Consider the following 25,603-nt stretch of genomic DNA (forward strand, 5'->3'; position numbering starts at 1 on the left):
ACTTGCTTTTTTTAATTATTCCACCATTTTCGCATTGCGAAGAGTTGCGCCGGGTGCATCTTGCATTAGAAAATGCGCAGGAAGATCAACAGTAACTCTATAGCGGCTTGGCCTGCTTCGGTTATAGTTGCTGACGGTCGGTGACCGCGTGCTGTGTTCTTGGCGTCCCGTATAAGCGTTTCGAGTGCGCGCTTTGTAATGCTACTGTCACAATGCTGATGCGGCGGCAGCACTGCAAGGCTTGAAATCAAATTTCGGAAACGCCACTTTGGGCGGGAGTGAAGTGCCTGGGTGATTGCCCTGTGATCTGCCCAGGCGACGTATCCCGGAAACGGGACGATGGAAAGGAATTGAAATGACGAATTCAACGTCTGCGGCACCTGGCGGCGAAACCTATCCGGTGCTGCCTCTGCGCGACATTGTGGTCTTTCCGCATATGATCGTGCCTCTGTTCGTCGGACGGGAGAAATCCATTCGCGCGCTCGAAGAAGTGATGGGATCCGACAAGCAGATCATGCTCGTCACCCAGATCAATGCCGGCGACGATGATCCCGAACCCTCGGCAATCTACAAGGTCGGCACCGTTGCCAACGTGCTGCAGCTCCTGAAGCTTCCCGATGGCACCGTGAAGGTGCTCGTCGAAGGCCGCGCGCGCGCCCAGATCGATGGCTATACGGACCGCGAAGAGTTTTACGAGGCGACGGCGAACGTTCTCGACGAGCCCGAAGAGGACGCCGTCGAGGTCGAGGCGCTGTCCCGTTCGGTGGTTTCCGAGTTCGAGAACTACGTGAAGCTGAACAAGAAGATCTCGCCGGAAGTCGTCGGCGCCGCAAGCCAGATCGAGGATTATTCGAAGCTGGCAGACACGGTCGCCTCGCACCTGTCGATCAAGATCACCGAGAAGCAGGAAATGCTGGAGACCGTCAGCGTCAAGCTGCGTCTCGAAAAGGCGCTCGGCTTCATGGAAGGCGAGATTTCCGTCCTGCAGGTGGAAAAGCGCATCCGCTCGCGCGTCAAGCGCCAGATGGAGAAGACCCAGCGCGAATACTACCTCAATGAGCAGATGAAGGCGATCCAGAAGGAACTCGGCGACGGCGAGGAAGGCCGCGACGAGATGGCCGAACTCGAGGAGCGCATCTCCAAGACGAAGCTTTCGAAGGAAGCCCGCGAGAAGGCCGATGCGGAGTTGAAGAAGCTTCGGCAGATGAGCCCGATGTCGGCGGAAGCCACCGTCGTGCGCAACTATCTCGACTGGCTGCTTGGCATTCCGTGGGGCAAGCGGTCGAAGATCAAGGCCGACCTCAACAACGCCGAAAAGATCCTCGAAGCCGATCACTTCGGCCTCGACAAGGTCAAGGAACGCATCATCGAGTATCTGGCCGTCCAGGCGCGCGCAACCAAGATCAAGGGCCCCATCCTGTGCCTCGTCGGCCCCCCGGGCGTCGGCAAGACCTCGCTTGCCCAGTCGATCGCCAAGGCGACCGGCCGCGAATATGTCCGCATGGCGCTCGGCGGCGTCCGTGACGAAGCCGAAATCCGCGGTCACCGCCGCACCTATATCGGCTCGATGCCCGGCAAGGTCATCCAGTCGATGAAGAAGGCGAAGAAGTCCAACCCGCTCTTCCTGCTCGACGAGATCGACAAGATGGGCATGGACTTCCGCGGCGACCCGTCTTCGGCGCTGCTCGAAGTGCTGGACCCGGCACAGAACTCGACCTTCATGGACCATTACCTGGAAGTCGAATACGACCTGTCCGACGTGATGTTCATCACCACGGCAAACACGCTGAACATCCCGGCACCGCTGATGGACCGTATGGAAATCATCCGCATCGCCGGTTACACCGAGGACGAGAAGCGTGAGATCGCCAAGCGTCACCTTCTGCCGAAGGCAATCAAGGAGCATGCGCTGCAGCCGAACGAATTCTCGGTGAGCGACGATGCCCTGATGGCGATCATCCAGCAGTACACCCGTGAAGCGGGCGTCCGTAACTTCGAACGTGAACTGATGAAGCTCGCACGCAAGGCGGTGACCGAGATCATCAAGGGCAAGACGAAGTCGGTCGAGGTCACGGCTGCCAACATCAATGACTATCTCGGCGTTCCGCGCTTCCGCCACGGCGAGGCCGAACGTGAGGATCAGGTTGGTGTCGTCACCGGTCTCGCCTGGACGGAAGTCGGCGGCGAACTCCTGACGATCGAAGGCGTCATGATGCCGGGCAAGGGCCGCATGACGGTCACCGGCAACCTGAAGGAAGTCATGAAGGAGTCCATCTCGGCGGCGGCATCCTATGTCCGTTCGCGCGCTGTGGATTTCGGCATCGAACCTCCGCGCTTCGACAAGTCGGATATCCACGTCCACGTTCCGGAAGGGGCGACCCCGAAGGACGGCCCGTCGGCGGGTGTCGCCATGGCCACCGCGATCGTCTCGGTCATGACCGGCATTCCGGTCAACAAGGACGTCGCCATGACCGGCGAGATCACGCTTCGCGGCCGTGTTCTGCCGATCGGCGGTCTCAAGGAGAAGCTCCTTGCGGCGCTGCGCGGCGGCATCAAGAAGGTTCTGATCCCGGAGGAAAACGCCAAGGACCTGGCGGAGATTCCGGACAATGTGAAGAACAACATGGAGATCATTCCTGTCTCGCGTATGGGTGAAGTGATCCGCCAGGCGCTTGTCCGCCAGCCCGAGCCGATCGAATGGGACGGCACGGTGGAAACGCCGGTGATTGCGACCGTCGAAGGGGTCGACGACGTCGGAACTGCGGTCGCCCACTGATCGATCGTCTTTTGGTCATGCCAAATTGGCACTATCCACGGAAAAAGCCGGTTTCAAGCCGGCTTTTTTTGTGAAAACTGCCGCATACCCCTTGTTTTTCAGGCGATTGCGGAGCTTTTGGGTTGCCAAGGCCTGACACCGAACTATTGTCGGCGCCGAAATACATGAGTCGTTCCAAAACCGCTGAAAGGGGTGGAAACATGAACAAGAACGAATTGGTATCCGCAGTGGCCGAAAAAGCCGGTCTCTCCAAGGCTGATGCCGCATCTGCTGTTGATGCCGTTTTTGAGACCGTACAGGCTGAGCTGAAGAAGGGTGGTGACATTCGTCTCGCCGGCTTCGGCAGCTTCTCCGTTTCCCGTCGCGAGGCATCCAAGGGCCGCAACCCGTCGACCGGCGCCGAAGTCGACATTCCGGCACGCAACGTGCCGAAGTTCTCGGCCGGCAAGGGCCTGAAGGACGCTGTCAACAGCTAACGCGCTGCCTCCGGGCAACCCTGTAGCAGTCTCAATAACGGAAAGGCCTGGGTTTCCCGGGCCTTTTTCGTTTTCTCAGAACATCGTAGGTTGGGCAGCTCCAACGTGTGAAAACCGTCATCCCTCTGTCATGCGCATGCTCCAATAACCAGCGACGGTTTTATGGACAGGAGGGCTCCTATGACATTCCGTATTCACGCCGCGCTGACAGCGGTGCTTCTCGCCTCGGTCGCAGCGCCTGCCAGCGCAGAGCAGGTCTTCAACCGCATCGCATCCTTCCCCGTTGCCAGCAATCTTCCTGCGGACAAGGACAAGCTGACGACCACGTCGGCGGAAATCATCACCGCCAGCGAAGACGGCAATACGCTGATCTATTCCGACAGCCCGCTTGGCGCGATCGGTTTCATCGACATCACCGATCCCAAGGCTCCGAAGGCGCTCGGCGCGCTGTCCCTAGACGGCGAGCCTACATCCGTAGCCGCAGTCGGCTCCAAGGTTCTCGCCGCCGTCAATACGTCGGAAAGCTACGTGAAGCCGTCCGGCAAGCTGAATGTCGTGGATATCGCGTCGAAGAAGATCGAAGCAACCTGCGACCTCGGCGGCCAGCCGGATTCGATCGCTATTTCGAAGGACAAGACCTTTGCTGCGATCGCCATCGAAAACGAGCGCGACGAGGACGTGAACGACGGCGCCATTCCGCAGATGCCGGTCGGTGATCTGGTCATCGTGTCGCTGAAGGATGGTGCCGCCGACTGCGCCTCCATCAAGCATGTCTCGCTGACCGGCCTTGCGGAGATCGCGCCGGAAGATCCGGAACCGGAATTCGTTGCCATCAACGATGCCGGCGAGATAGCCGTCACGCTGCAGGAGAACAACCACATCGCCATCATCGATGGCAAGACAGCGACCGTCGTCGGCCATTTCTCCGCTGGCAAGACCGATCTGGAAGGCATCGACAACAAGACTGACGGCCAGCTTTCCTTCACCGGCAAGGCGGAGGGCGTATTGCGCGAACCGGATGCCATCAAGTGGCTGGACAACAACCGCCTCGTTATCGCCAATGAAGGCGACTGGAAGGGTGGTTCGCGCAGCTTCACGATCTTCGATCGTACTGGCAAGGTTCTCTACGAGTCCGGCGCGTCGCTGGAACGCGAAATCGCCCGCATTGGACATTTCCCGGACAAGCGTGCGAAGTCGAAGGGCGTTGAACTGGAAGGCATGGAGTTCGCTTCCTTCAATGGCCAGAACTACATCTTCATTCTTTCCGAACGCGCTTCCGTCGTGGCCGTCTACAAGGATACCGGCGCCGAACCGCAACTTGCCCAGCTTCTGCCGTCGGGCATTTCGCCGGAAGGTGCTGTCGCCATTCCTGGCCGTAACCTGTTTGCCACCGCCAACGAAGTCGATCTTGGCGAAGACGGCGGTGCACGCTCGCATGTGATGATTTACGAGCTTGCCGAAGGCCAGCCGAGCTATCCAACGCTCGTTTCCAAGGATGTCGACGGCAACGTGCTCGGCTGGGGCGCTCTGTCCGGTCTCGTCGGCGATGCTGAAAAGGACGGCATCCTCCATGCCGTCAGTGATTCCTTCTATGGCATGCAGCCGTCGATCTTCACCATCGACACGACCAGGACGCCGGCTGAGATCACCAATGTCCTGCGCGTGACCCGCGGAGGGCAGCCGGCCCAGAAGCTCGACATCGAAGGTATCGCGCTCGATGGCAAGGGCGGCTTCTGGCTTGCGTCGGAGGGTGATGCCTCCAAGCTGGTCGGGCACGGCCTCTACAACGTCAGCGCCAAGGGCGAGATCAAGACCGAGATCGGCCTGCCGGCGGATCTGCTTTCCAACGAGAGCCGTTACGGCTTCGAAGGCATCACCACCGTTGGCTCCGGCGACGACCTGACGCTCTGGATGGCAATCCAGCGCGAATGGAAGGACGACCCGAAGGGCACCGTGAAGCTCGTCTCCTATAAGCCGAAGAGCAAGGAATGGGGTGCCGTCCGCTATCCACTGGAGAAGGCAGATGCCGGTTGGGTCGGTCTGTCGGAAATCACCGCGCATGGCGATTACGTCTACATCATCGAGCGCGACAACCAGATCGGCGACAATGCCAGGCTGAAGAAGCTCTATCGCGTCGCAATCGCCGACCTCAAGCCGGGCAAGATCGGCAGCGAACTGCCGCTGGTGAAAAAGGAAGAAGTCCACGACTTCATCCCGGACCTGAAGGTGACCAACGGCTATGTCCTCGACAAGCTCGAAGGCTTTACCTTCGACAAGTCTGGCAAGGCCTTTGCCGTCACCGACAACGACGGCATCGACGATAGCTCCGGCGAAACGCTGTTCTTTCCGGTCGAGCTGAAGGCCACCAACTGAGCATCCATGGATGCCAGAATAAGGAAAGGCCGGGTTTCGCCCGGCCTTTTTGTGTAAGGAGATGCGATGGATATTGGCATAGAGCTGGCACCCGCGGCGCAAAAGCCTCTGCTGAGAGATCTTCTTTCCCAATATCTCGCAGAGTTCGAAAGATATGGCGGCTCCGGCGCTGATTACCCGTATTTCGATGCCTATTGGCAGGAGATCGAAAGCCGCTGGCCCTATCTCATACGACGGGACAGCGAATGCATCGGCTTCGCCTTCGTCAATACTTGGTCCCCGTCGGGCCGAAGCACGGATTTTTCGATAGCTGAATTCTATATCGTTCCGGACGCGCGACGGCATGGCGCTGGACGCGACGCCGCCACCGCCGTCCTGCGCGCCCATCCTGGCCGCTGGGAATTGAGCGTCATGGCGTTGAACACGCCGGCCCAAGCCTTCTGGCCGCGGGCGATCGATGCTGCCGGGGGAGGGGACTTGGAGCGGGTGAAATCGGATAGCGAGACTATTTACCGGTTTAGGATCGGCTGACGGAAGAAAAGCCAAGTACCGTCGGCAGGGGAATGAGGGGCGCCGCCGATCATCCGATCCCTCACCAGCGCTGATGCACATGCGGGGCAACCAGCCGCGCATAGATTTCCTTCGTTGCCGTCATAACGTCGGCAGAAAGTGCGGCAAGTTCGGCCGCCGCAGCATTGTCCTTCGCCTGCGCCTCGTTGCGCGCGCCGGGGATGACGACGGTGACCGCCTCGTTCATCAGGATCCATTTCAGTGCGAAGGCGGCCATGGAGGCGCCGGCCGGCACCAGCTTGCGCACCTCGTCGACGGCTTGAAGGCCCACCTCGAAGGGTACGCCCGCAAAGGTCTCGCCGACATCGAAGGCCTCGCCATGCCGGTTGAAGTTGCGGTGGTCGTCCTTGGCGAAGGCCGTTTCACGGGTGATCTTGCCGGACAGCAGGCCGCTGGCGAGCGGCACGCGGACGATAACCGCCACGTTTTTCCGCTTGGCCTCCTTGAAGAACAAGTCGGCCGGTCGCTGGCGGAAGATGTTATAGATGATCTGGATGCTGACGACGTCGGGATATTCGATCGCCTTCAAGGCCTCCTCGACCTTTTCGACACTGACTCCGTAGTTCCTGATCTTGCCGGCGCGGCGAAGATCGTCGAGCGCGCCGAAGACGTCCGGGCGGTAAAGGACCTCGGTTGGCGGGCAATGGAGCTGCACGAGGTCAAGGCTGTCGACTTCGAGGTTCTTGAGGCTGCGGTCGATAAAGGCTTCGAGATTGGCTCTGGTGTAACCGTCGGCGACATGCGGGTTCAGCCGCCGGCCCGCCTTGGTCGCGACCATCGGGCGCGCGCCGCCACGCGACTTTAGAACGCTCGCGATGATCTTTTCCGAACGGCCGTCGCCATAGACGTCTGCGGTGTCGATGAAGGTGACGCCGGAATCGAGCGCGGCTTCCAGCGCCGCCCGGCCATCCGCCTCGCTGACATCGTCCCAGGAGCCGCCGATCTGCCAGGCGCCGAAGCCGACCTCGCTGACGGTGAAGGATGTGCGTCCGAACGCGTGCTGTCTCATGATGTCCTCCGATATATCCACAGGCCGCTCAAGCCGGAGCTTCCGTCGCGCCCGGCATTTGCCTAAAACACATGCTCAAGCTGGCAATCAAAACAAGCGATTCGATGACCTTCCGTTTTATCCATGCCGCCGACCTGCATCTCGGCAGTCCCTTCCAGGGGCTGGCGATGAAGGACGCGGCGATCGCGGAACTCTTCATTGAGGCGAGCCGCAAGGCTTTTTCGGCACTGGTGGATCAGGCGGTCGAACGCCGGGTGGATTTCTTCATCGTTGCGGGTGATGTCTATGACGGCGACTGGAAGGACAACAAGATCGGCTTGTTCTTCAACCGCGAAGTGGCACGGCTGGAGCGCGCCGGCATCCCAGTCTTCCTCCTGAAGGGCAATCACGACGCCGAAAGTGTGATCACGAAGACGATCACGCTGCCGAAGAATGTCAGCGAATTTCCGGTCAACAAGCCCGGCACGTTCAAGCTGGAACACTTGAAGGTGGCGCTGCACGGCCAGGGTTTTGCCGAACGCTCGGCAACCGAAAACCTGGCGCTTGCCTATCCCAAACCGGAGCCCGGCTGGTTCAACGTCGGCGTGCTGCATACCTCACTGACCGGCCGCGAGCCGCATGCGCCCTATGCGCCGTGCTCGGTCGAAGATCTGCGCTCGCGCGGCTACGACTATTGGGCGCTCGGCCATGTTCATGATTTCGAGATCGTCGCGAAAGACCCCTTGGTGGTTTTCCCGGGCAACCTGCAGGGCCGTTCGATCCGCGAGCAGGGGGCGAAGGGCGCCGTGCTGGTCACGGTCGAGGACGGTCGCGTCACCCATGAGCGGATCATCACCGACAGCGCCCGTTTCGGCGAGCTTGCCGCGACGGTCGAACCGGACGACGATATCCCGGCCATTCTCCGGCGACTGGAAAATGCACTGGAATCCGTTGCCGAGAAGATGGAAGGACGGCCGCTGGCGCTCCGTATCCGATTGACCGGCAGGAGCCGTTTCCGCAACGAGCTGACGGCGCGCGCCGACGATTTCCGCGACGAAGTGCAGGCCGCCTGCCATCGCTGCCACGAGGACATCTGGCTGGAGAAGCTGGACGTGCGGCTGGAGCCGGAGACAGCCGGTGCCACGGTACCGGTGGACATGCTCGGCTTGGCAGGCCTCATCCCCATGGGGACATTCCCGCCGGAACTATTGGCCGACGCCGACGCCAGGATCGCTGAGATCACCGCGCGTCTGCCGGGTGGCATCGGCGCCGGCGATCTTGCCCTCGGTGACGACGCGGAAACGCTGCTGGCCGAAGCCCGCGATCTTTTGCTCGCGCGTGCGGCGAGGGCTGGCTGACAGATGCGTTTCAACCGTCTCGACATTATGCGTTACGGCGCGCTGACCGACCGGGCTCTCACCTTCCGGCCCGATGCGAAGCTGCATGTGATCTACGGTCCCAACGAGGCCGGGAAGTCCTCGGCTCTTTCGGCGATTTCCGATCTGCTCTTCGGTTTCCCGAGCGCCGCCGAAATGAGTTTCCTGCACGATCCGACTTCGCTGAGGGTCGGCGCCGAGATCGTCGCGCGCGAAGGGCAGACGCTCGCTTTTCGCCGCCGGCGCGGCCGCAAGAATACGCTGCTTTCTTCGACAGAGGCCGAAGAGGCGCTGCCCGAAGATGCGTTGGCGCCATTCCTCGGCACCTTGTCCCGCGAGGTCTTCGAACGTGCCTTCGGGCTCGATTCCCTGTCGCTGCGGGCTGGTGGGGAAACCATGCTGAAAAGTGGTGGTGAGATCGGCAGTCTATTGTTTTCCGCCGCGTCCGGTCTGACCGGGCTTTCTGGCCTGCGGAGGCAATTGGAAGCGGAGGCCGATGGCATCTATGCGCAACGCCGTTCGAAGGATCGTCTCTTCTATCAGGTAATCGATGCCCATGATGAAGCCCGCAGAGCCGAACGCGACAGTGAGCTGAAATCCGGCGACTGGAAGAAGCTCTTGGCCGAACAGGCCGGGATCGAGGCGGATCTGGCCGCGGTCCAGGCCGAACGGCAGGAGACCAGGCACTCGCTCGACCGGTTGCGCAGGCTTCTGGCGCTGGAGCCGTTGCTCCGTGAGATCGACCGGGAACAACAGCTTCTTGCCCAATACGAAGCGCTTGCCGCGCTGCCGGCCGGTTTCGAGGAGCGGCTTGAGAAGGCGCTGGAAGCCGGTAGGAAGAACGGTGAGGCCCGTGGCGCGGCCGAAGCGGACGTGGCGCGGCTCAGGGAGGAGATCGAGACCGTTCATGTGGACGAGGCGCTGATCGCGGCGGCACCCAGGATCCTTTCAACCCATGCGGAAAAGGGCGCATATCTGAAAGCGCGGGAGGATATTGCCCGGGTGCGCGGCGAGGTCGATGACTTCGACCTTCGCCTTTTTCAGGCCGCTCGCCGGCTTGGTTATGCAAGCGCCCAGGAACTCGAGCGTGCCCAGCCGGCCGATGCCGATCTGGCGCGGCTGAAGAAACTGGTGGAGGAGGGGGGCGAATTCGACCGTAGCCTGAAGCAGCTCCGCCAGCGCATCGAAGAAGAACGCGACGCGCTGCGGCGGCTGGAGGCGACCGGGGCCGATGGTCGCCTCATCGATCCGAAGCCGTGGACGGAACAGCTTGCGGCGCTAAGGCCCGACATCAATGCGATGACGGAGCTCGAAAACCTGCAGGTAAGGGTGGCCAGGGCCGAGGCGAATTTCAACGCCGCCGCCGACCGTCTCGACCCGCCCGTACGCGACATCCAAAAGCTCTGGACCGTGCCGCTGCCGGATATCGCGACACTGGTGAGCCATCGCCGCCTGATCGAGGAAGCCAGGGCAGAAAGCACCAAGGCGCAACAGATGCGAACGGCGTTGCGCGATGAGGCGAAAGCGGTCGCCGGGCAGCTTGCGGGACTGGAAGGACAGGGCAAGATCGTTTCCCGCGAAGATATCGCAGTCGTTCGGGCGCGACGCGACGAGCTCGTCGAAATGTTGGGTACAAGACCCTCCGCGGACACGCTCGAAGAGCTGAAAACGGCAATCGACCAATCCGACCGGCTTGCCGATGCGGCACTTGCCGATGCCGAGCGTGTCTCCCGCCATGCACAGCTTACCCTGCGGCAGCGGGAACTGGAGCAAAGCGTTGCAGCAGCCGACGCCGCGGCAAAAGAGGCCGAGATCGCAGCCTCCGATGCGGTGACCGAATTCGAAGACCTTTTCCATGCGGCGCCCGTTTCGCCGTCGACGCCGGAACGGATGATCGAATGGCGCCGCGCTGTGGACGGGCTTTCCCATTTGGCGGAAGCGCTGGACGAGGCGAGGGACGGGCTTGAGGCGCTTCGCCTCAAGGAAGAGAAGCTGAAGCCTGTGCTTCTGGCCCTGGCCGATGGTATCGGCCTGGACTCTGCGGCCTTGCCGTCGCCCGCTCTTGCACGGGCACTCGATCGCCGGATCAGTGATATCGCCGATCGCTGGACGGAAAGCCGCTCTCTGGAGGGCAAGCGCCATTCCGCCGAGGAGGCATTGCAGCGGCTGGAGCAGCGGGAAACTGAATTGCGCCGCGAGATCGATCGCTGGCGTGCCGACTTCGCCAATGCGGCGGCGCTGGCTGGCCTGCCGGAAGACGCGACCGTCGATATGGCGCTCGCCGCGCTCGATGTCTGGCGCACGGTGCCCGATCTCTTCTCCGAGCGGGAAAACCGCAACCGCCGGGTGCGCGGCATGGCGCGCGATATGGAGGCGTTCGAGGAGGAAGTCCGGACGTTCTGCACGGAGATCGCGCCGGATCTTGCCTCTGTCCCGGCCGATGTCGCGGCAGGCCTGCTGAACGAGCGGGCCGTGGCCGCGAAGACTGCCGAAAACCAGCGGGCCACGCTGACGGCGGCGCTGGAACGTGCCGAATTATCGCTGGCGCGGCACGCTGCAGAAGGGACGGCACTTGAGGCGGAGCTCGCAGAGCTTGCCGAATCGGTTTCGAAAGCCCCTTCCGATCTCGACGCCGTGCTCGAAGATCTAAGGCAGCGCGCCCGGATTGAAGCCAGCCTTCGCCAGTGCCGCGTGCGCTTTGCCGAGCAGGCGGATGGCTTGGATGAAGAGGGAGTGCGTGCGGCGCTTGACGGCTTCGATCGGGTGGCCGCCGGGCTGGAGATCGAACGGCTGGAGGCTGAGGATGGTCGGCAGGTCGACAGGATTTCGGCGCTGCGGACCGCCGAAGCGGATAATCTCCGCCGCCGGCGGGAACTGGAGACGAGCATTGGCGCGGAACGCGCGGTGTTTCAGAAGCACGCGGCCGAGGCCGAAGCGAAAGAACTCGCGCGACGATGGGTGGTGTTGAAGCTTGCTTCGAGCCTCCTCGCAAACTCGATGGAAGCTTATCGCGAACGCCAGGCCGATCCGGTTATGAAGCGGGCAGGACAGGTCTTTTCCGATCTCACAAGCGGCCGTTTTTCACGTCTTGTCCAGCTTTACGACGATGAGGACGAGCTGCAGCTCGCCGTCGAACGGCGCACCGGGGAACAGGTGAAGCTCGAGGGCTTGAGCGAAGGCACCGGTGATCAGCTGTATCTCGCGCTGCGGCTCGCCTTCCTGGAGGACTATTGCAGTCGCAACGAACCCGCACCGCTCGTCCTCGACGATATCTTCCAGACCTTTGACGACGAGCGCACCGCGGCTGGCCTGCGTACGCTCGCAGCGGCAGGCAAGACATTCCAGACGATCCTTTTCACCCACCAGATGAGCTTGGTCGAAACTGCCCGCCGCGAAATTGGCGGTGAGCTCGATCTCATCCAGCTGGAAAGAGGCTAGGCGGCGAAGACGCAGGTGGGGGCTGGCGAGGGGCGGCCTGGAGGGAGAGGCAACCGACGGTCATGCCATAGATCGGCCTGCCTGCCCTGTCCGGCGGCGGTAATGCGGGGTCGCCACAGGTGATCGTCTGCGGCAGAGGCAGGATGACGAGATTGTACCGCCGCTTGTCGATGATTTCCTGCCTGAACGCCATCCAATAGTTTTCCGAGGTCGATGTGAACTCGGTGCGGGCGGTAAGCTTTTGCGCGAGATAGGCGCGGGTCTCCGGCGCCATCGGCAGGTCGAAGCGCTGCATCGCGGCGATCGCCTCGTTGAGGACAACGGTTTCCGTCAGCGGATTTGTCAGGCTGAACTTGAGCCGGAAATTGCGAAAGGTATCCGGCAAGCCGCCTCTCGCCTGGATGAAGAAGGAGGCCGGTTCGGACGAGTTATCGAATTCCTCGAAAATCAGGCACTCCCAGTCGTCGTCCGAGGTGGTGAATGTTGGCTGTGTACCCTTTTGGGTTCGCAGGAGATTGCAGCGTTCTTCGGCGGAAAAGGCTGCTGCTTTTTCGAATAGCGCCATGCGTTCCAGACCTGCTCTGAGAAGCCAGGGCGGAAAGCGACTGGCGGGCGGCTGCCGGCGTTGCCTGTCGATGCGCAGTGCCGGCGGCGCGGCAAGGAGATAGTCCTCAAGGCCGACCTGCCGGACGAGGCGCTCGAAATTGCGGCCGTTGTTGACGGCAAGCACGGTCGCTGCAAGGGCTATAAGCATGCCGGCAAGGAAGAGGCTGAAGGCGAAGGCTGCCATGCGCTGCCTGCGGCGCCGGGCGGCTGGCGTCAGGATTTTTGCCTGGTCCTCTTCCGGCATGGGCTCCATTTCCGATCGAGGAATCTCCGGCGGGTGGCCCCGCGCATAACATATTACCGGACAACCGGAAACTGCTCCGTGTTGGTCCGGTTAAGGCAGGGTTACTCTGGATCGCGACCGAAAGATGGTGGTGGATACCGGCGGCGAGCTTTCGCCGGGCGGTGGGACACGAGCCCGGAATACACAGCGCTCTATGAGCTGCTGGATGGGATATCGGACGCCGGCCCTGTTAACCAAATTCATTAGAAGGCATTTAACTCAACTTGTTTAGGTTCGCTCGTGAATATTAGGGTGCCGCGGACTATGGCCTTAAAAGCGCACAGGAATTTTATTTTCGACGGCACGGTGTGATCCGGCTTGTTGTCGAGAGCCTGGTGTGCTTTTGAAAGGCGGTCGGAATCCCCGAAGTGTCCGCGTTGCCCTTCGGGCACGTGGGCCTGACTTGGAGTATCGAATTTGGTTCGAATGACTGCGATCATGATCTGTGCGGTTTTGGCGGGTTGCCAGGCCGTACCTGGCGAAGGGCCTTTGACGGCGGATATCAAGAAGGATGCAGGTCAATCACCCACCCAGATCGGACGGATCGATGCGGCAGTATTCGACATCGTCAATGTCGACAACCGAACGGCAAAGCTTGTGTCCGACTATGTCGCCACGGCTCTCAATCGCCGGTTCGGATTTGGCGGCGGCGCCGGCCGCGCGGTCATCGGCGTGGGGGACCAGCTGAAGATCAGCATCTTCGAAGCGGGGGCCGATGGCCTGTTTTCCACAACCGAATCGAAACAGACCAGTCTTGATGTCGTCGTGCAGCAGGATGGCACGGCGGCCATCCCCTATGTCGGTTCCATCCGTTTTGCAGGCAAGACGCTTGAGGAGGCTCGGCAGGAGATTCTCTCATCATTGAGGAGCCGAGCCGTCGAGCCGGACGTCATTGTTTCCAGCGTCAACACGGCATCGCGCAAGGTCACTGTTTCGGGTGCTGTGGGGAGTTCCGCGCAAGTGCCGCTTGGCCTGGTCGGAGAAAAGATCACCGACGTGATTGCCAAGGCCGGCGGTCCGAGCGGCCAGCCCTACGAGACCTATGTCACGCTTGTCCGCGGCAAAAAGACGGGCACGGCGCTTCTGTCGTCGGTCATCGACAATCCGAGCGAGAACATCTATGTCCAGCCCGGAGATCAGATTTTCGTAGCCCGCGATCCGCGGACCTTTACTCTGCTCGGTGCTGTCAGGGCGAACGCCCGCATCAATTTCGGCGCCAGCGACCTCAACCTGCTTGAAGCCGTGGCGCTTGGCGGCGGCGGCAATGATGCAGCGGTTGACGCCAAGGGCTATTTCCTTTTCCGTTATGAGGAAGCGGATATCGTGATGAGCCTGCTCGGCAGACAACGTTTCAACGAATTGCTCAGCAAGGGGATGAAGCCTGACAGGCTTGGCCGTTATCCGATCGTTTATAGTTTCGACATGACCCATCCGGATAGCCTGCTCGTCGGGCAGACCTTCCCGGTTAAGAACCGTGACGTGATCTATGCTTCCCGCCATACTTCCGTCGACCTGCGGAAATTCCTGGCGCTCATCGGCGCACCGATCGGTATTGCATCGCAAGGGGCAGGAGTCGCCTACAATCTCGAGCGGATCAGTGACTAGGCTGTCCACAGCCTAGAGTGAGTGGAATAATTTTTCGGATCCATCCAGTCACGGACAGGATTCGTCGAGCTTTTGATGCAGGATGTGAATTTTTGTTGTGCGAATGGCGTATGAACAGGCGAAGCCCGTTTTATGCGAAAGGTTGAATATATGCAGTTTTTTTCGTGACAACCCTTAATAAGTGTGTTGTTAGAGTCATCTGGCGAGATGGCGCGACTGCTTTGCCACGGTAAATGTGACGAACACCGAGTGACCATGACGATCGAAATCATCGGCAGGGCCTGCGTTGCCCCAGGCGCAAATTCTGTACAGGAGCTACAGAAGGTTCTGAGTGAGGGGCGCTGCACAATCACTCGGATTCCCGATGATCGTTGGGAATGTGCCCGCTACTGGCACCCGGCCCAGGGCGTTCTCGGAAAGACCTATACCTTTGCCGCCGGCGTTCTCGACGATATCTACGCCTTCGATCCGGCAGTTTTTGGTCTGTCGCAACGCGAAGCGATGCAGATGGACCCGCAGCAGCGTGTTCTTCTCAACCTGGTCTGGCAGGCGCTGGAAGACGCGAACCTGCCCTGGAGCAAGCTCTCGGAAGAGCGTGTCGGCGTCTATATCGGGGCTTCCAGCCTGGAAGCCGGCAACCTGATCTCGGAAGATCCTGCCTCCGGCAGTCCGTATTTCATGACCGGCAATACGCTGTCGATCGTCTCCAACCGCATCTCGCATGTCTTCGGTCTCAAGGGGCCGAGCATGACGATCGACACGGCCTGTTCCTCCTCGCTCGTTGCTCTCGATCAGGCCGCCGCTGCCCTTGAAAAGGGGGAGATCGATACGGCCATCGTCGGCGGCGTCAATCTGCTCGTCCACCCGCTGTCCTTCGTGGGCTTTGCCCAGGCGCGCATGCTGTCGCCGGAAGGGCTCTGCCGTGCCTACGACACCAATGGTCATGGTTATGTACGGTCGGAAGGTGGTGTCGCGATCGTACTGCGCCGGTCCGACAGGGCGCGGCGTGAACAGGATCGCAGTTATGCGCGTCTGCATGCGGTTGCCGTCAATTCCTCCGGCCGCACGAACTTTATCAGCCTGCCGTCCCGTGAAGCCCAGGCAGCGCTCCTGCATTCGATCTACGAGAACAATGCGATCGATGTGAACCGTCTCGCCTTTATCGAAGGCCATGGCACGGGCACGCGTGTTGGCGACCCGGCTGAAGTCTGGGCGATCGGTACGGTGATCGGGCAAAACCGCCGTGCACCGGTTCCGATCGGGTCGATCAAAACGAATATCGGCCATACCGAGCCGGCATCCGGCCTGTTCGGCCTTCTGAAGGCGATGATCGCGCTTGAGGAAAATTTCCTGCCGGCCTCGCTGCATATCGAAAAGGTCAACGAGGACATCGATTTCGATAGCCTGAACGTGCGGGTCAACACGTCAGCGGTGAAACTGCTGCCGGCCAAGGAGGCCCGCTTCGCCGGTGTCAATTCGTTCGGTTTCGGCGGAACAAATGCGCATGTCGTGATCAGCGATCCGGAGCGGCCGGCGCCTCTCGATTCGCCGAAAACGGAAGGCTCTTTGTTTGTCGCGAGCGCCCACACCGTTTCGGCGCTGTCGAGGCTCCTCGAAGACTACAAGACGTGTCTTTCCATGTCCAAGCCCGAGCAGGCGCGCCGCATCATCAGCGCCACGGCCGCCAACAGGGAGATCCTGCGCCATCGCTTCGCCGTCGAGGCCAGGGACAGCGAAGGCGTGCTGACGGCGATCGAGGCTCACCTTGCTGGCGAGGCCTCACAGGGTGAGCGCGGCGAGGCGCCGGCCCAGAGCGCGAAAATCGCCTTCGTCTTTTCCGGCAATGGTGCTCAATGGGCGGGGATGGGCGTCGAGGCTTACCGGGAAAGCCGGCATTTCCGGCAGTGTTTCCAATCCTTCAGCGCTCTCTTCGAATATCACCTCGGGGAAAAGCTCACCGACCTCCTCGATGCGTCGGATCTTGCGCTTCGACTTGGCGATACCAAGATCGCCCAGCCCATGCTGTTCGCGGTCCAGGCCGCGCTCTCGGATTGCCTGGTCGCGCTCGGCGTTCGACCGGACGCGGTTTTCGGTCACTCTGTGGGCGAGATTGCAGCTGCTTATGCGGCCAAGGCCCTGACCGCTGCCGAGGCGGTCGCGATCGTTGCCAAGCGCTCCAAGTATCAGGATATTTTCGCCGGCCAGGGCAAGATGGCGGCGGTCGTCCTGAACGAGGAGGCCGCACGCGCCTTTGCGAAATCGCAGGGCCTCGACAATATTTGCATTGCGGCGATCAATGCGCCGAATTCGGTAACGATTTCCGGTCCGACCGAAGAGATCCATGCATTCCGCGATGCGGCCCGCAAGGCGCAGATCGTCGCCCACGTCCTCGACATCAACTATCCGTTCCATCATCCGATCATCGATGAGGCCAGGGACGCTTTCCTCGCCGACCTGCCGCAGATCGAGCCGGAAACGGGGACCTGCGCCTATATCTCGACTGTGACCGGTGAAATTCAGGATGGTCGCGGGCTGGATGCCGAATACTGGTGGCACAATGTCCGCGAACCGGTTCTGTTCAAGGCGGCCGCCCAGGTGGCGATGGAGATGGGCTGCAACCTCTTCATCGAGATTTCGCCGCGCCCGATCCTGTCGAACTATCTGAGCGATATCGCCAAGCATCAGTCCGTCCAGGCCGTCGTCACCGCGACGCTGCAGCGCGAGGCGCCGATGCCGGGCCGGGACCCGGTCGCGCAATCCTTCGCGCGCGCGGTCGCCCACGGTGCTTCGCCGCTCCTGTCACGCCACAGCGGCAAGCGCAACGCCTCCGTCGATCTGCCGAGCCTGCCGTTCGAGCCAATCGAGCTGAAAAGCCCGCCGACAACCGACGAAATCGACGTTTTCGGGCGCAACAACAGAAAACCCTACACGCTGCTCGGCTGGCGGAGCGACCCCAATGCTCCGCATTGGAAGAATCATATCGATGCGCGGCTTTTCCCGGACCTTGCCGAGCATGTGGTGGATTCGCGCGCCATCCTGCCGGGCAGCGGTTTTATCGAGATCGCCGTCACGGCGGCACAGCGCTATCACGGCACAGACGAAGTCGAAATCTCCAATCTGGAGATCGTCCGGCCGCTGGAACTGCGACAGGACCGGGTGGCCGAACTGTCGACCATGTTGTCGCCGGAGACCGGTTATATCGAGATCCGTTCGCGCGAGCGGTTGAGCAGTGACGATTGGACGGTGCATGCGGTCGCACGCACGCGCCGCCCCGTCGACGGCGAGAACGGCGTGCCGATGGAACTGCCGCAAGGCGGACAGGGTACGGTCGTGACCTCCGGCGAAGCCTATGAGACGGCTGAGCGTTTCGGTCTCCAGTATGGCCCTCGCTTCCAGCTTCTCTCCAGGGCGACGGCCTATGGCCGCACCTTTGTCGAGGTGGACCTGAAGCCGGCGGAGGCGCCGGCCCACCCCTTCGTCGAATACAATCTGAACCCGTTCTCGGTCGATGCCGCTTTCCATGGCCTGGTTGCTCTATTCGATCAGCTTTCCGGCAATGAGGCGGGCGCGCCCTACATTCCGGTGCGCTTCGGCTCGATCTGTGTTGTCGGCAAGGGCAGTCCGATCACCAGGGCAATGATCGAGATCGAGCGGTTCAGCGGATTTTCCCTCAAGGTCCGGTTCTGGATGTTCGACGCGGAAGGAAACGTCGTCGCAACCTTCGACGATTGCCGTTTCCGCCGCACGTCGCTCCGCCGTCATCACACCTTGGCCTCTGTCGCGTTTCACTATGAGTCCGTTCCGTCGACGCTGTTCGCATCGGAAAGCGGAGACCGGCCCGGCCTCGCCACCGTGTTCGGGTCGGCACGGGGCCAGTCGTCCAACAATGCGACGCTGCTTCTGGATGCGGCCATTTACCGGGCCTGTCACGAGATCGCGGCCATGCTCGCGGACAACAGAGGCGTTATTTCCACTCGCCGTCTGCCGGGAGATGCGGAGTTCCGCTCCTTCCTGACCAATTGCCTGTTCGTTCTGGAAGACGCGGGCATTGCCACGGCGGATGAAGGCGAATGGCATATCCCGCGGGAATTCACCCTGCCGCCGGTGAGCGAGATCCTGCAGGAGATCTATCGCGAAGATGCCGGCCGCGTCGCGGAAGCGGTGCTTGTCAACAACGCCTATCGGGATGCGCTCGCACGTCTCTCCATCGCCTCTCTGCGCGGTAGCGATGAAAGCGTCGCAAAGGCAGAGACGACCAGCGAGGCGATGCTCGACCACGTGCTGGTGCATTCGCCGCTCGCTGAACGACGCCTTTCCGCCGTGGTCGAAGCGGTTGAAGCGGCTCTTGCCGAACGGAATGACGCGGTTCGCTCCATCCTGGAAGCCGGAACGACCTCCGTGGCGTTCAGTCGCCGCCTGGCGGCGATTGCTGCGGAAAAGGGGGCGATGCTGATCATCGCCGAGCCTCGCGAAGGCGTGCGCCGGACCCTCGAAATCGCCTTCGAACATGACGTGCATGTCGTTCTTCCCGAGATCGAGAAGCTTGGCGAACAGCCGGCTGTCGACCTGGTGATTGCTGCGGGCACAGAGAGCCAGAGGCTTCTGGCGAGCGATGAGGAAATCCGTGCGGCGATCCGGCTGGCGTCCGCGAAAGGCGCTGGCTTGTTGTTTGCCGACCATGCGCCGTCCGCCTTCAACGACTTCGCATTCGGCCAATCGGAAGGCTGGTTCGAAAGCAGCCAGTCTTCGGAATTCCCGATCGGCCGGCTTGGGGCTTCGCGTCAGGTGGAAGACCTGATCGCCACCCTCGGCTTCGAAAGGCCGCATGCAGAGGAACGGGCCTACCCGGAAGGCGCGCTTATCCTGGCGACGGCGACATCGGCAGCATTGCCGCGGGAAGATGTCGCAAACGAAGCCGCCACTCCGATCCTCATGCTTTCCGAAGCCGATCGCAGGATCGCCGCCGCCGACGCGATCGAGGCCGTCGATATCGACGCCGACGAGGCCGCGCTTGCCGATGCCTTCGCGCGCCTGGAAGGCCAGACGCTCCGGCTGGTCTATGTTGCGGAGCGCACGGGGCCTCGCGACGCCTCGGCGCTTGCGCAGGACCGCTTGCGCAGGCTGGGTCTTCTGGCGGAAACGCTGTCGACATATCCCCGCAATATCGGGACGGCGGCTGTCAGGCCGACGCTTCTGATCGTCGCACCGGGCGGTTCGCCGCTTGCCGGCGACAGGACGGACGGGGCCAATGCCGGCTTGTGGACGTTCGCCCGCGTTCTGCAGAACGAATACGACGCCTTCGATGTCCACCTGCTGGACACCGAAACCGACGAGATCACCGCATCGTCACTTCCCGCTGAGATATTTGCTGCATCCACGACCAATCGCGAATGGATGATGGTGGATGACCGCGTTCGGGAAGTCCGCGCCGCTGCCGGCCCGTTCCCGTCTTCCGACGTCATGCGTTCCGATTATCCGGCGGCGACCATCCGTCAGTTCGTTGGGGGCCGCGTCGACAGCATCGCCTGGGAGGCATGCGATCTTCCGGTACCGGACAAGCACGAGGTGGTGATTGCGGTCGAGGCGACCGGCCTCAACTTCCGCGACGTGATGTGGGCCATGGGCCTCCTGCCGGAAGAGGCGCTGGAAGACGGCTTCGCCGGCGCGACGATCGGCATGGAACTGGCCGGACGCGTCGTTGAAGTGGGCTCGGCGGTGACCGATCTTGCCCCGGGCGACCGGGTCATGGGGATTGCGCCGGCTGCCTTCTCGACCCATGTCCGGGTCCGCCGCGACGGTGTCACGAAATTCCCGGACCGGATGGGCTTCTGCGCCGCTGCAACAGTGCCGGTCACCTTCCTGACGGCCTATTACGCCATGGTCCATCTCGGCCATATCGAGAGGGGTGAGACGATCCTCATTCATGGCGCCGCCGGCGGCGTTGGCCTTGCGGCGCTGCAGATCGCCAAGCTGAAGGGGGCGACCGTCATCGCCACTGCCGGCACCGTCGAGAAACGCCGATTCCTCGAAGCGCTGGGCGCCGATCATATCTTCGATTCGCGATCGCTCGACTTCGTTTCCCGCGTGCGCGGCGTCACCAATGGCGAGGGCGTTGACCTGGTGCTCAACTCGCTCTTTTCGGAGGCCATGGAACGCAGCATCGAACTGGTGAAGCCGTTCGGTCGCTTCCTCGAACTCGGCAAGCGCGACTATTATTCCGACCGCAAGATCGGGCTCAGACCCTTCCGCCGCAATATCAGCTATTTCGGCATCGATGCGGACCAGCTTCTGGTCAATTTGCCGAAGGTCACCGGCAAGATTTTTGCCGAGATCGGGCGCCTGTTTGCCGACGGCAAGCTGACGCCGCTGCCCTATCGCGCTTTCGCCCATGACGAGATCGGCAGCGCCTTCCGCCTGATGCAGAATGCCGGTCATATCGGCAAGATCGTGGTCCGGCCGCCGGCAATCGGCAGGGACAAGGTTCTCGCCGCGCCGGGCAAGCCGCTGCGCTTCTCGGGCGACGGCGTCTTCCTCGTCGCCGGCGGCATCGGTGGGTTCGGCCTCGTGGCTGCGGATTGGCTGGTCGCAAAGGGTGCGCTCCGTATCGCGCTCTGCTCGCGCCGCGGGGTCGCGGACGCCGAGACGCAGGCGGCAATCGCCGCATGGCAGAAGAAGGGCGTCAATGCGACCGTGCACGCCTGCGACATTACCGACGAGGCCGCGACTGCTTCGCTTCTGGAACTCCTGCGGTCCGAAGGTCCCGTGAAGGGCATCGTCCACGCCGCGATGGTGCTCGACGACGCGCTTCTCGCCAACCTGACGCCCGAGCGCAACAAGCCGGTCGTGGATGTGAAGGTGAGGGGAGCCGAGGTGCTGCACCGCCTGACCGCCGGGGACGATCTCGAACTCTTCCTGCTCTTCTCGTCCGCTACCACGATGATCGGCAATCCGGGCCAGGCGAACTATGTCATCGCCAATGGTTACCTCGAAGGCCTGGCCCGCGCGCGCCGTGCCGCCGGCTTTCCGGCGTTGGCGGTCGGCTTCGGTGCGATCGCCGACACGGGCTTCCTTGCCCGCAACGCCGAAGTCAACGAGATACTTGCCAAGCGCATCGGCAAGACGGCGATGAAGGCGCGCGAAGCATTGGAACAGGTCGAGCGTTACATGGTCGCCGATACCGGCAGCATCGATGCGGCCGCTGTGATGATCGCGGAAGTCGATTGGAGCGCTGTTCGCATGCTGCCGATCGCCAGGGGCGCGATCTTCGAGACGATCATCCGCCAGGCCGGCAGCAACAGCGCCGTGGCCGACGGTGATACGATCGATCTGGAGGAAATGATCCACGGCAAATCGGCTGAGGAGGCGCAGCAGATCCTTCACAATCTGGTGGCCGCCGAGATCGCCGCGATCCTGCGCGTGGCGGAAGATACCATCACGCCGGAAAAGGTCCTGAAGGAGATCGGTCTCGACAGCCTGATGGCGATGGAACTCGGCATGGGCTTCCAACAGAAGACAGGATTCGATATTCCTTTAAGCGGCGTCGGCGACGATACGACCGTCGGCGATGTCGTCACGCGCCTGCGTGAGCGCGTGTCGAAGCACAACGATGAGACCGAGGATTCGGCCCCCGCCCAGAGCGAGGTGGTCGACAGGCTTGTGAAGAGCCATTCGGTTTCCCGAGAGCAGAAAGCAGCGACGCAGTGAAGAACGAAGGTCCGGACGACGAAATTTCCTCAGGGCTCGGCGTTGAGGGAAAACGCGGTCTGTTGGACAAGATGCGTCAGGCAAGCGAATCGTCCGGGCGCAACCGGGCCGCGCGGCTCAGCCGGCAGTCTCAGCCTCCGGTACGCCAGGCCCTGCGTTTCGATGAATTGCCGGAATATCAGCGTGTCCAGCTTCAGCGCATGGCCGGCGACCTGACGGGGGTTGCCAATCCCTTCTACCGCTCCCACGACGGGGCGGCCGGTGCGACGACGGCCATGGGCGGGCGGCAGTTCATCAACTTCGCCTCCTATGACTATCTCGCGACCAATACCGATCCACAAACGAAGGAGAGGGCGAAGGCGGCGATCGACCGGTTCGGCATTTCCGCTTCGGCGAGCCGGCTCGTCGCCGGTGAACGGCCGGTTCATACCGAACTCGAACAGGACCTGGCTTCGGTCTACGGCGTCGATGCCGCCGTCTGCTTCGTCAGCGGATATCTTACCAATGTTGCTGCGATAAGCTGTCTCATGGGACCGCAGGATCTCGTCATCCATGACGAGTTCATCCACAACAGCGCGCTTGCGGGCATCAAGCAGTCCGGGGCGACCCGGCGGCTTTTCCGGCATAACGATATCGCCAATCTGGAATCAGTCTTGCGGACGCTGTCTGCCGATTTCCGGCGGATATTGGTGATCGTCGAAGGCGTCTACTCCATGGACGGCGATATCGCCGACCTGCCGGCGCTTCTGGAACTGCGCTCTCGCTACGGCTTCTGGCTGATGCTGGACGAGGCCCATGCGCTCGGCGTGCTGGGCAAGAGCGGTCGCGGCACGTTCGAGCATTTCGGCGTCGACCCGAGCGATGTCGACATCTGGATGGGAACGCTTTCCAAGACGACCTCGAGCTGCGGCGGTTATATCGCCGGCTCCCAGGCTCTTGTCGATATCCTGAAGGCGGAGGCCGGTGGGTTCGTCTACAGCGTCGGCCTGGCGCCCGTCCTGGCGGCCGCGGCGCGTTCGGGCCTCGATATACTGCGCAGCGAGCCGGAGCGGACCGAAAGGCTGCACCGCAACGGCGCGCTCTTCCTCGAATGCGCCAGGGCGGCGGGCCTCGACACGGGCCTGAGCGTCGGCTTTTCCGTTGTGCCGGTGATCGTGGGCGATTCGCTGCGCGCCGTGCAGCTTTCCAACGATCTGCTGGATGAGGGAATCAACGTCCTGCCGATCATCCATCCGGCGGTGCCGGAAGGTATGGCGAGGCTGCGTTTTTTCATCACCTGCAACCATACGGAAGAGCAGATCCGTCATTCCGTGGAGGTCACGGCCCGCAAGCTCAAAGATTTACAGGATCGCAATTTCGGCCTAGCCTCACTGGACATGGACAAGGTGATGCAGCTTGCGCCGTTGCTGCAGGCGGCCGGCAAATCCTGAACCTAACGCCAATTCCGGACGAGCGGGATCAAATGCATGTCATCGTCACCGGCGGATCGAGTGGGATCGGTCTGGAGGTCGCAAGGCTTTATGCGGCCCGCGGTGCGCGGCTGACGCTTATCGCCCGCGATCCTGCAAAGCTGGAGGAGGCCCGCCGGGACCTTCTCCTGCCGGGAGACGTGCAGGCGGATATCCGTGTCGTCGCGACCGACGTCGGTTGCGATGCCGCACTTTCCGCCGCGATTGCAGCGGCGGAGACCGATTTCGGACCCTGCGACATCCTGGTCGCGGCAGCGGGTGTCGTTGAACCTGAGGTCTTCGAAAAGCTCTCGGGCAGCACCTTCGCCGAACAGGTGACGACCAATCTCCTCGGTGTGGCCAATGCCGTCCGGGCCGTCTATCCGGGCATGAAGGCGTGCGGCCGCGGCCGCATCATGATCGTGTCCTCCGGCGCGGGTCTCATCGGCATCTACGGCTACACGGCCTATTGCGCCTCCAAATCGGCGCTGACGGGTTTTGCCGAGGCGCTTGCCATGGAAGCCTCCGGATCGGGCGTCGGTATCGCGATCTGCTTTCCCCCCGATACGTTCACGCCGCAGCTCGAACGGGAACTGGAAAAACGTCCGCCTGAGGCGCAGGCCCTCATAGGCAAGGCTTCGCCCTGGCCCGCAAAGGACGTCGCGAGGCGCATCGTGCGAGCGATCGACCGGGGAACGCCGAGGCTTTACTTCGGCTTTTCGATCACCGGTCTCGGCCTCTTCGGCTCGCTCGTCAAGCCGCTTGTGACGTGGTGGTATCGGCGAAAACCGGCATAGGGCCCGCCATTGCTCAGAGCACCGTGGCGCGCCCTTCGTCTATTTTCAGGATGGTGAGCTTGCCGGTGTAATAGGCGCCGGTGTCGATGCCGATCCGCCCCGGCCCGAGATCGAGATCAGGTTTTGGTGTGTGACCATGGATGACGAGAAGCGGAAGCCGAGGCCCTTCTGTGAGGAACGGTTCACGGATCCAGAGCATATCCTCGTCATGCTGTTCGTGGAGCGGGATGCCGGGCCTTATTCCGGCGTGAACGAAAAGCAGTTCGCCGATTCCCAGGCAGACCGGCAGGTCGGCTAGAAATTGCCTATGCGATGCCGGAACTGCTTCCACCAAGTGGTCGCTCAGTTTCGCGCTGCGGCCTCGTGCGCGGGCAGTCAGGTGATGAAGATCGATCCCATAGGAGATCAGGGTCTGTTCTCCCCCCAGCCTCAGCCATTCCGAATAGAGCTCCGGCTCCTTGAGGAATTTGGCGAAGATGTCGTCGTGATTGCCACATAGCGGGAGCCTTTTCAGGCCGAGTTCGCTGGGCCTGATGAGATGTTCAAGGACATGGCGCGAGCTTGGCCCCCGATCGACATAATCGCCAAGCAGGATGACGAGCCCGGTGCGTTTCGTTGCCTTCATATCCGCTGCGATCCGCGTTTCGGCCGCCTTCAGCTCGTCGACGCAGCCGTGAACGTCGCCGATGACATAGATCGGATAGCTGGGCGAAGTCGAACCGAGGTCGATCCGGCGGCGTTTGGGGGAGCTGGGGCTCTCAGCGCCGCGCCTCGAAAACCAGTCAATGAATTTGCGCATGCGCGCTGCCGCCGAGCCTCTAAAAGAAATGAATCCGACAATGGGAATAGCTGCCTAAAGGAGTCTTAACATTAATGTTGGTGACAGCGTCAATCATGCCGTGAAGCGAGGATGCGCCCGAGCCTTGGAGCAATCGCAAACGGCCCCGGAGTTCACCATTCCACGCGGTCACAGGCGCAGGGCATCGAACTGGCCCGCGACTTCGTAAATGCCGGTTTCAACCCATTGGTAGATGACATGAGACATTCTTCGCGCCGGAGCGAAACGTTGCCAATATGCAACGGCACTTGCATATTGAAGGAAGCGACATTTGCCCGCCTATTGGCTGGCTGAGCGGACAACCTGCTGATTTTGCACAAAAAGA

The 25,603-nt window shown here is 61.8% G+C and carries 13 protein-coding genes; 10 read left to right on the forward strand and 3 right to left on the reverse strand.

The genetic code is table 11. The annotated features are described in order from the left end of the window. The first annotated feature begins 355 nt into the window (after positions 1–355). From lon to ABK249_RS11225, 4 genes are all read left to right on the forward strand, one after another. Positions 356–2,776, forward strand: coding sequence for an endopeptidase La (lon, locus tag ABK249_RS11210; RefSeq protein WP_037150768.1), 2,421 nt, complete (start codon positions 356–358; stop codon positions 2,774–2,776). 200 nt (positions 2,777–2,976) lie between these two features. Then, positions 2,977–3,252: a DNA-binding protein HupB gene (gene hupB / locus ABK249_RS11215; RefSeq protein WP_007753405.1), complete on the forward strand. Its 276-nt coding sequence runs from the start codon at positions 2,977–2,979 to the stop codon at positions 3,250–3,252. 180 nt (positions 3,253–3,432) lie between these two features. Next, entirely contained in the window at positions 3,433–5,625 is a 2,193-nt protein-coding gene (locus tag ABK249_RS11220) for an esterase-like activity of phytase family protein (protein ID WP_348862875.1), read from the forward strand. A 66-nt stretch (positions 5,626–5,691) separates the two neighbouring features. Continuing rightward, positions 5,692–6,156 carry a GNAT family N-acetyltransferase gene (locus ABK249_RS11225; protein ID WP_037150776.1) on the forward strand — a complete coding sequence of 155 codons (465 nt, stop codon included), beginning with the start codon at positions 5,692–5,694 and terminating at the stop codon, positions 6,154–6,156. Between the two features lie 61 nt (positions 6,157–6,217). Here ABK249_RS11225 and ABK249_RS11230 read toward each other — a convergent pair whose 3' ends face one another. Then, on the reverse strand, positions 6,218–7,204 hold the full coding sequence (locus ABK249_RS11230; RefSeq protein WP_348862876.1) for an aldo/keto reductase: 987 nt from the start codon (positions 7,202–7,204) through the stop codon (positions 6,218–6,220). A gap of 104 nt (positions 7,205–7,308) precedes the next feature. Between ABK249_RS11230 and ABK249_RS11235 the strand changes: the two genes are divergently transcribed. Continuing rightward, on the forward strand, positions 7,309–8,541 hold the full coding sequence (locus ABK249_RS11235; RefSeq protein ID WP_037150960.1) for a metallophosphoesterase family protein: 1,233 nt from the start codon (positions 7,309–7,311) through the stop codon (positions 8,539–8,541). 3 nt (positions 8,542–8,544) lie between these two features. Next, positions 8,545–11,997 carry an AAA family ATPase gene (locus ABK249_RS11240; protein ID WP_348862877.1) on the forward strand — a complete coding sequence of 1,151 codons (3,453 nt, stop codon included), beginning with the start codon at positions 8,545–8,547 and terminating at the stop codon, positions 11,995–11,997. Here the strand turns inward: ABK249_RS11240 and ABK249_RS11245 are convergent. Then, positions 11,975–12,847 carry a DUF6030 family protein gene (locus ABK249_RS11245; RefSeq protein ID WP_037150792.1) on the reverse strand — a complete coding sequence of 291 codons (873 nt, stop codon included), beginning with the start codon at positions 12,845–12,847 and terminating at the stop codon, positions 11,975–11,977. The genes ABK249_RS11240 and ABK249_RS11245 overlap by 23 nt on opposite strands. Positions 12,848–13,303: 456 nt before the next feature. On the opposite strand from ABK249_RS11245, the gene ABK249_RS11250 reads away from it, so the two are divergent. The 4 genes from ABK249_RS11250 to ABK249_RS11265 all read left to right on the forward strand — a co-directional run bounded on the left by ABK249_RS11250 (position 13,304) and on the right by ABK249_RS11265 (position 24,440). Continuing rightward, entirely contained in the window at positions 13,304–14,491 is a 1,188-nt protein-coding gene (locus tag ABK249_RS11250; protein WP_037150794.1) for a polysaccharide biosynthesis/export family protein, read from the forward strand. Between the two features lie 255 nt (positions 14,492–14,746). Then, positions 14,747–22,195 (forward strand): type I polyketide synthase, encoded by a 7,449-nt coding sequence (locus ABK249_RS11255; protein WP_037150797.1) that lies wholly within the window; start codon positions 14,747–14,749, stop codon positions 22,193–22,195. Positions 22,196–22,266: 71 nt separating this feature from the next. Continuing rightward, positions 22,267–23,625, forward strand: a complete 1,359-nt coding sequence (locus ABK249_RS11260; RefSeq protein WP_227705095.1) for an aminotransferase class I/II-fold pyridoxal phosphate-dependent enzyme — start codon at positions 22,267–22,269, stop codon at positions 23,623–23,625. A 32-nt stretch (positions 23,626–23,657) separates the two neighbouring features. Further along, a complete protein-coding gene (locus tag ABK249_RS11265) occupies positions 23,658–24,440 on the forward strand; it encodes an SDR family oxidoreductase (RefSeq protein WP_037150799.1) in 783 nt (260 codons plus the stop codon). Between the two features lie 13 nt (positions 24,441–24,453). Here the strand turns inward: ABK249_RS11265 and ABK249_RS11270 are convergent, their stop codons facing one another. Further along, positions 24,454–25,239, reverse strand: coding sequence for a metallophosphoesterase family protein (locus ABK249_RS11270; protein WP_037150801.1), 786 nt, complete (start codon positions 25,237–25,239; stop codon positions 24,454–24,456). Positions 25,240–25,603: the final 364 nt, after the last annotated feature.

The sequence above is a fragment of the Neorhizobium phenanthreniclasticum genome (genome assembly GCF_040066075.1).
In the GTDB taxonomy this organism is placed as follows: domain Bacteria; phylum Pseudomonadota; class Alphaproteobacteria; order Rhizobiales; family Rhizobiaceae; genus Neorhizobium; species Neorhizobium petrolearium.

Excerpts from the sequence above, each read along its gene's own strand:
- lon (WP_037150768.1), top strand. The coding sequence starts at position 356 with ATGACGAATTCAACGTCTGCGGCACCTGGCGGCGAAACCTATCCGGTG.
- hupB (WP_007753405.1), top strand. The coding sequence starts at position 2,977 with ATGAACAAGAACGAATTGGTATCCGCAGTGGCCGAAAAAGCCGGTCTC.
- ABK249_RS11220 (WP_348862875.1), top strand. The coding sequence starts at position 3,433 with ATGACATTCCGTATTCACGCCGCGCTGACAGCGGTGCTTCTCGCCTCG.
- ABK249_RS11225 (WP_037150776.1), top strand. The coding sequence starts at position 5,692 with ATGGATATTGGCATAGAGCTGGCACCCGCGGCGCAAAAGCCTCTGCTG.
- ABK249_RS11230 (WP_348862876.1), bottom strand. The coding sequence starts at position 7,204 with ATGAGACAGCACGCGTTCGGACGCACATCCTTCACCGTCAGCGAGGTC.
- ABK249_RS11235 (WP_037150960.1), top strand. The coding sequence starts at position 7,309 with ATGACCTTCCGTTTTATCCATGCCGCCGACCTGCATCTCGGCAGTCCC.
- ABK249_RS11240 (WP_348862877.1), top strand. The coding sequence starts at position 8,545 with ATGCGTTTCAACCGTCTCGACATTATGCGTTACGGCGCGCTGACCGAC.
- ABK249_RS11245 (WP_037150792.1), bottom strand. The coding sequence starts at position 12,847 with ATGCCGGAAGAGGACCAGGCAAAAATCCTGACGCCAGCCGCCCGGCGC.
- ABK249_RS11255 (WP_037150797.1), top strand. The coding sequence starts at position 14,747 with ATGACGATCGAAATCATCGGCAGGGCCTGCGTTGCCCCAGGCGCAAAT.
- ABK249_RS11260 (WP_227705095.1), top strand. The coding sequence starts at position 22,267 with ATGCGTCAGGCAAGCGAATCGTCCGGGCGCAACCGGGCCGCGCGGCTC.
- ABK249_RS11265 (WP_037150799.1), top strand. The coding sequence starts at position 23,658 with ATGCATGTCATCGTCACCGGCGGATCGAGTGGGATCGGTCTGGAGGTC.
- ABK249_RS11270 (WP_037150801.1), bottom strand. The coding sequence starts at position 25,239 with ATGCGCAAATTCATTGACTGGTTTTCGAGGCGCGGCGCTGAGAGCCCC.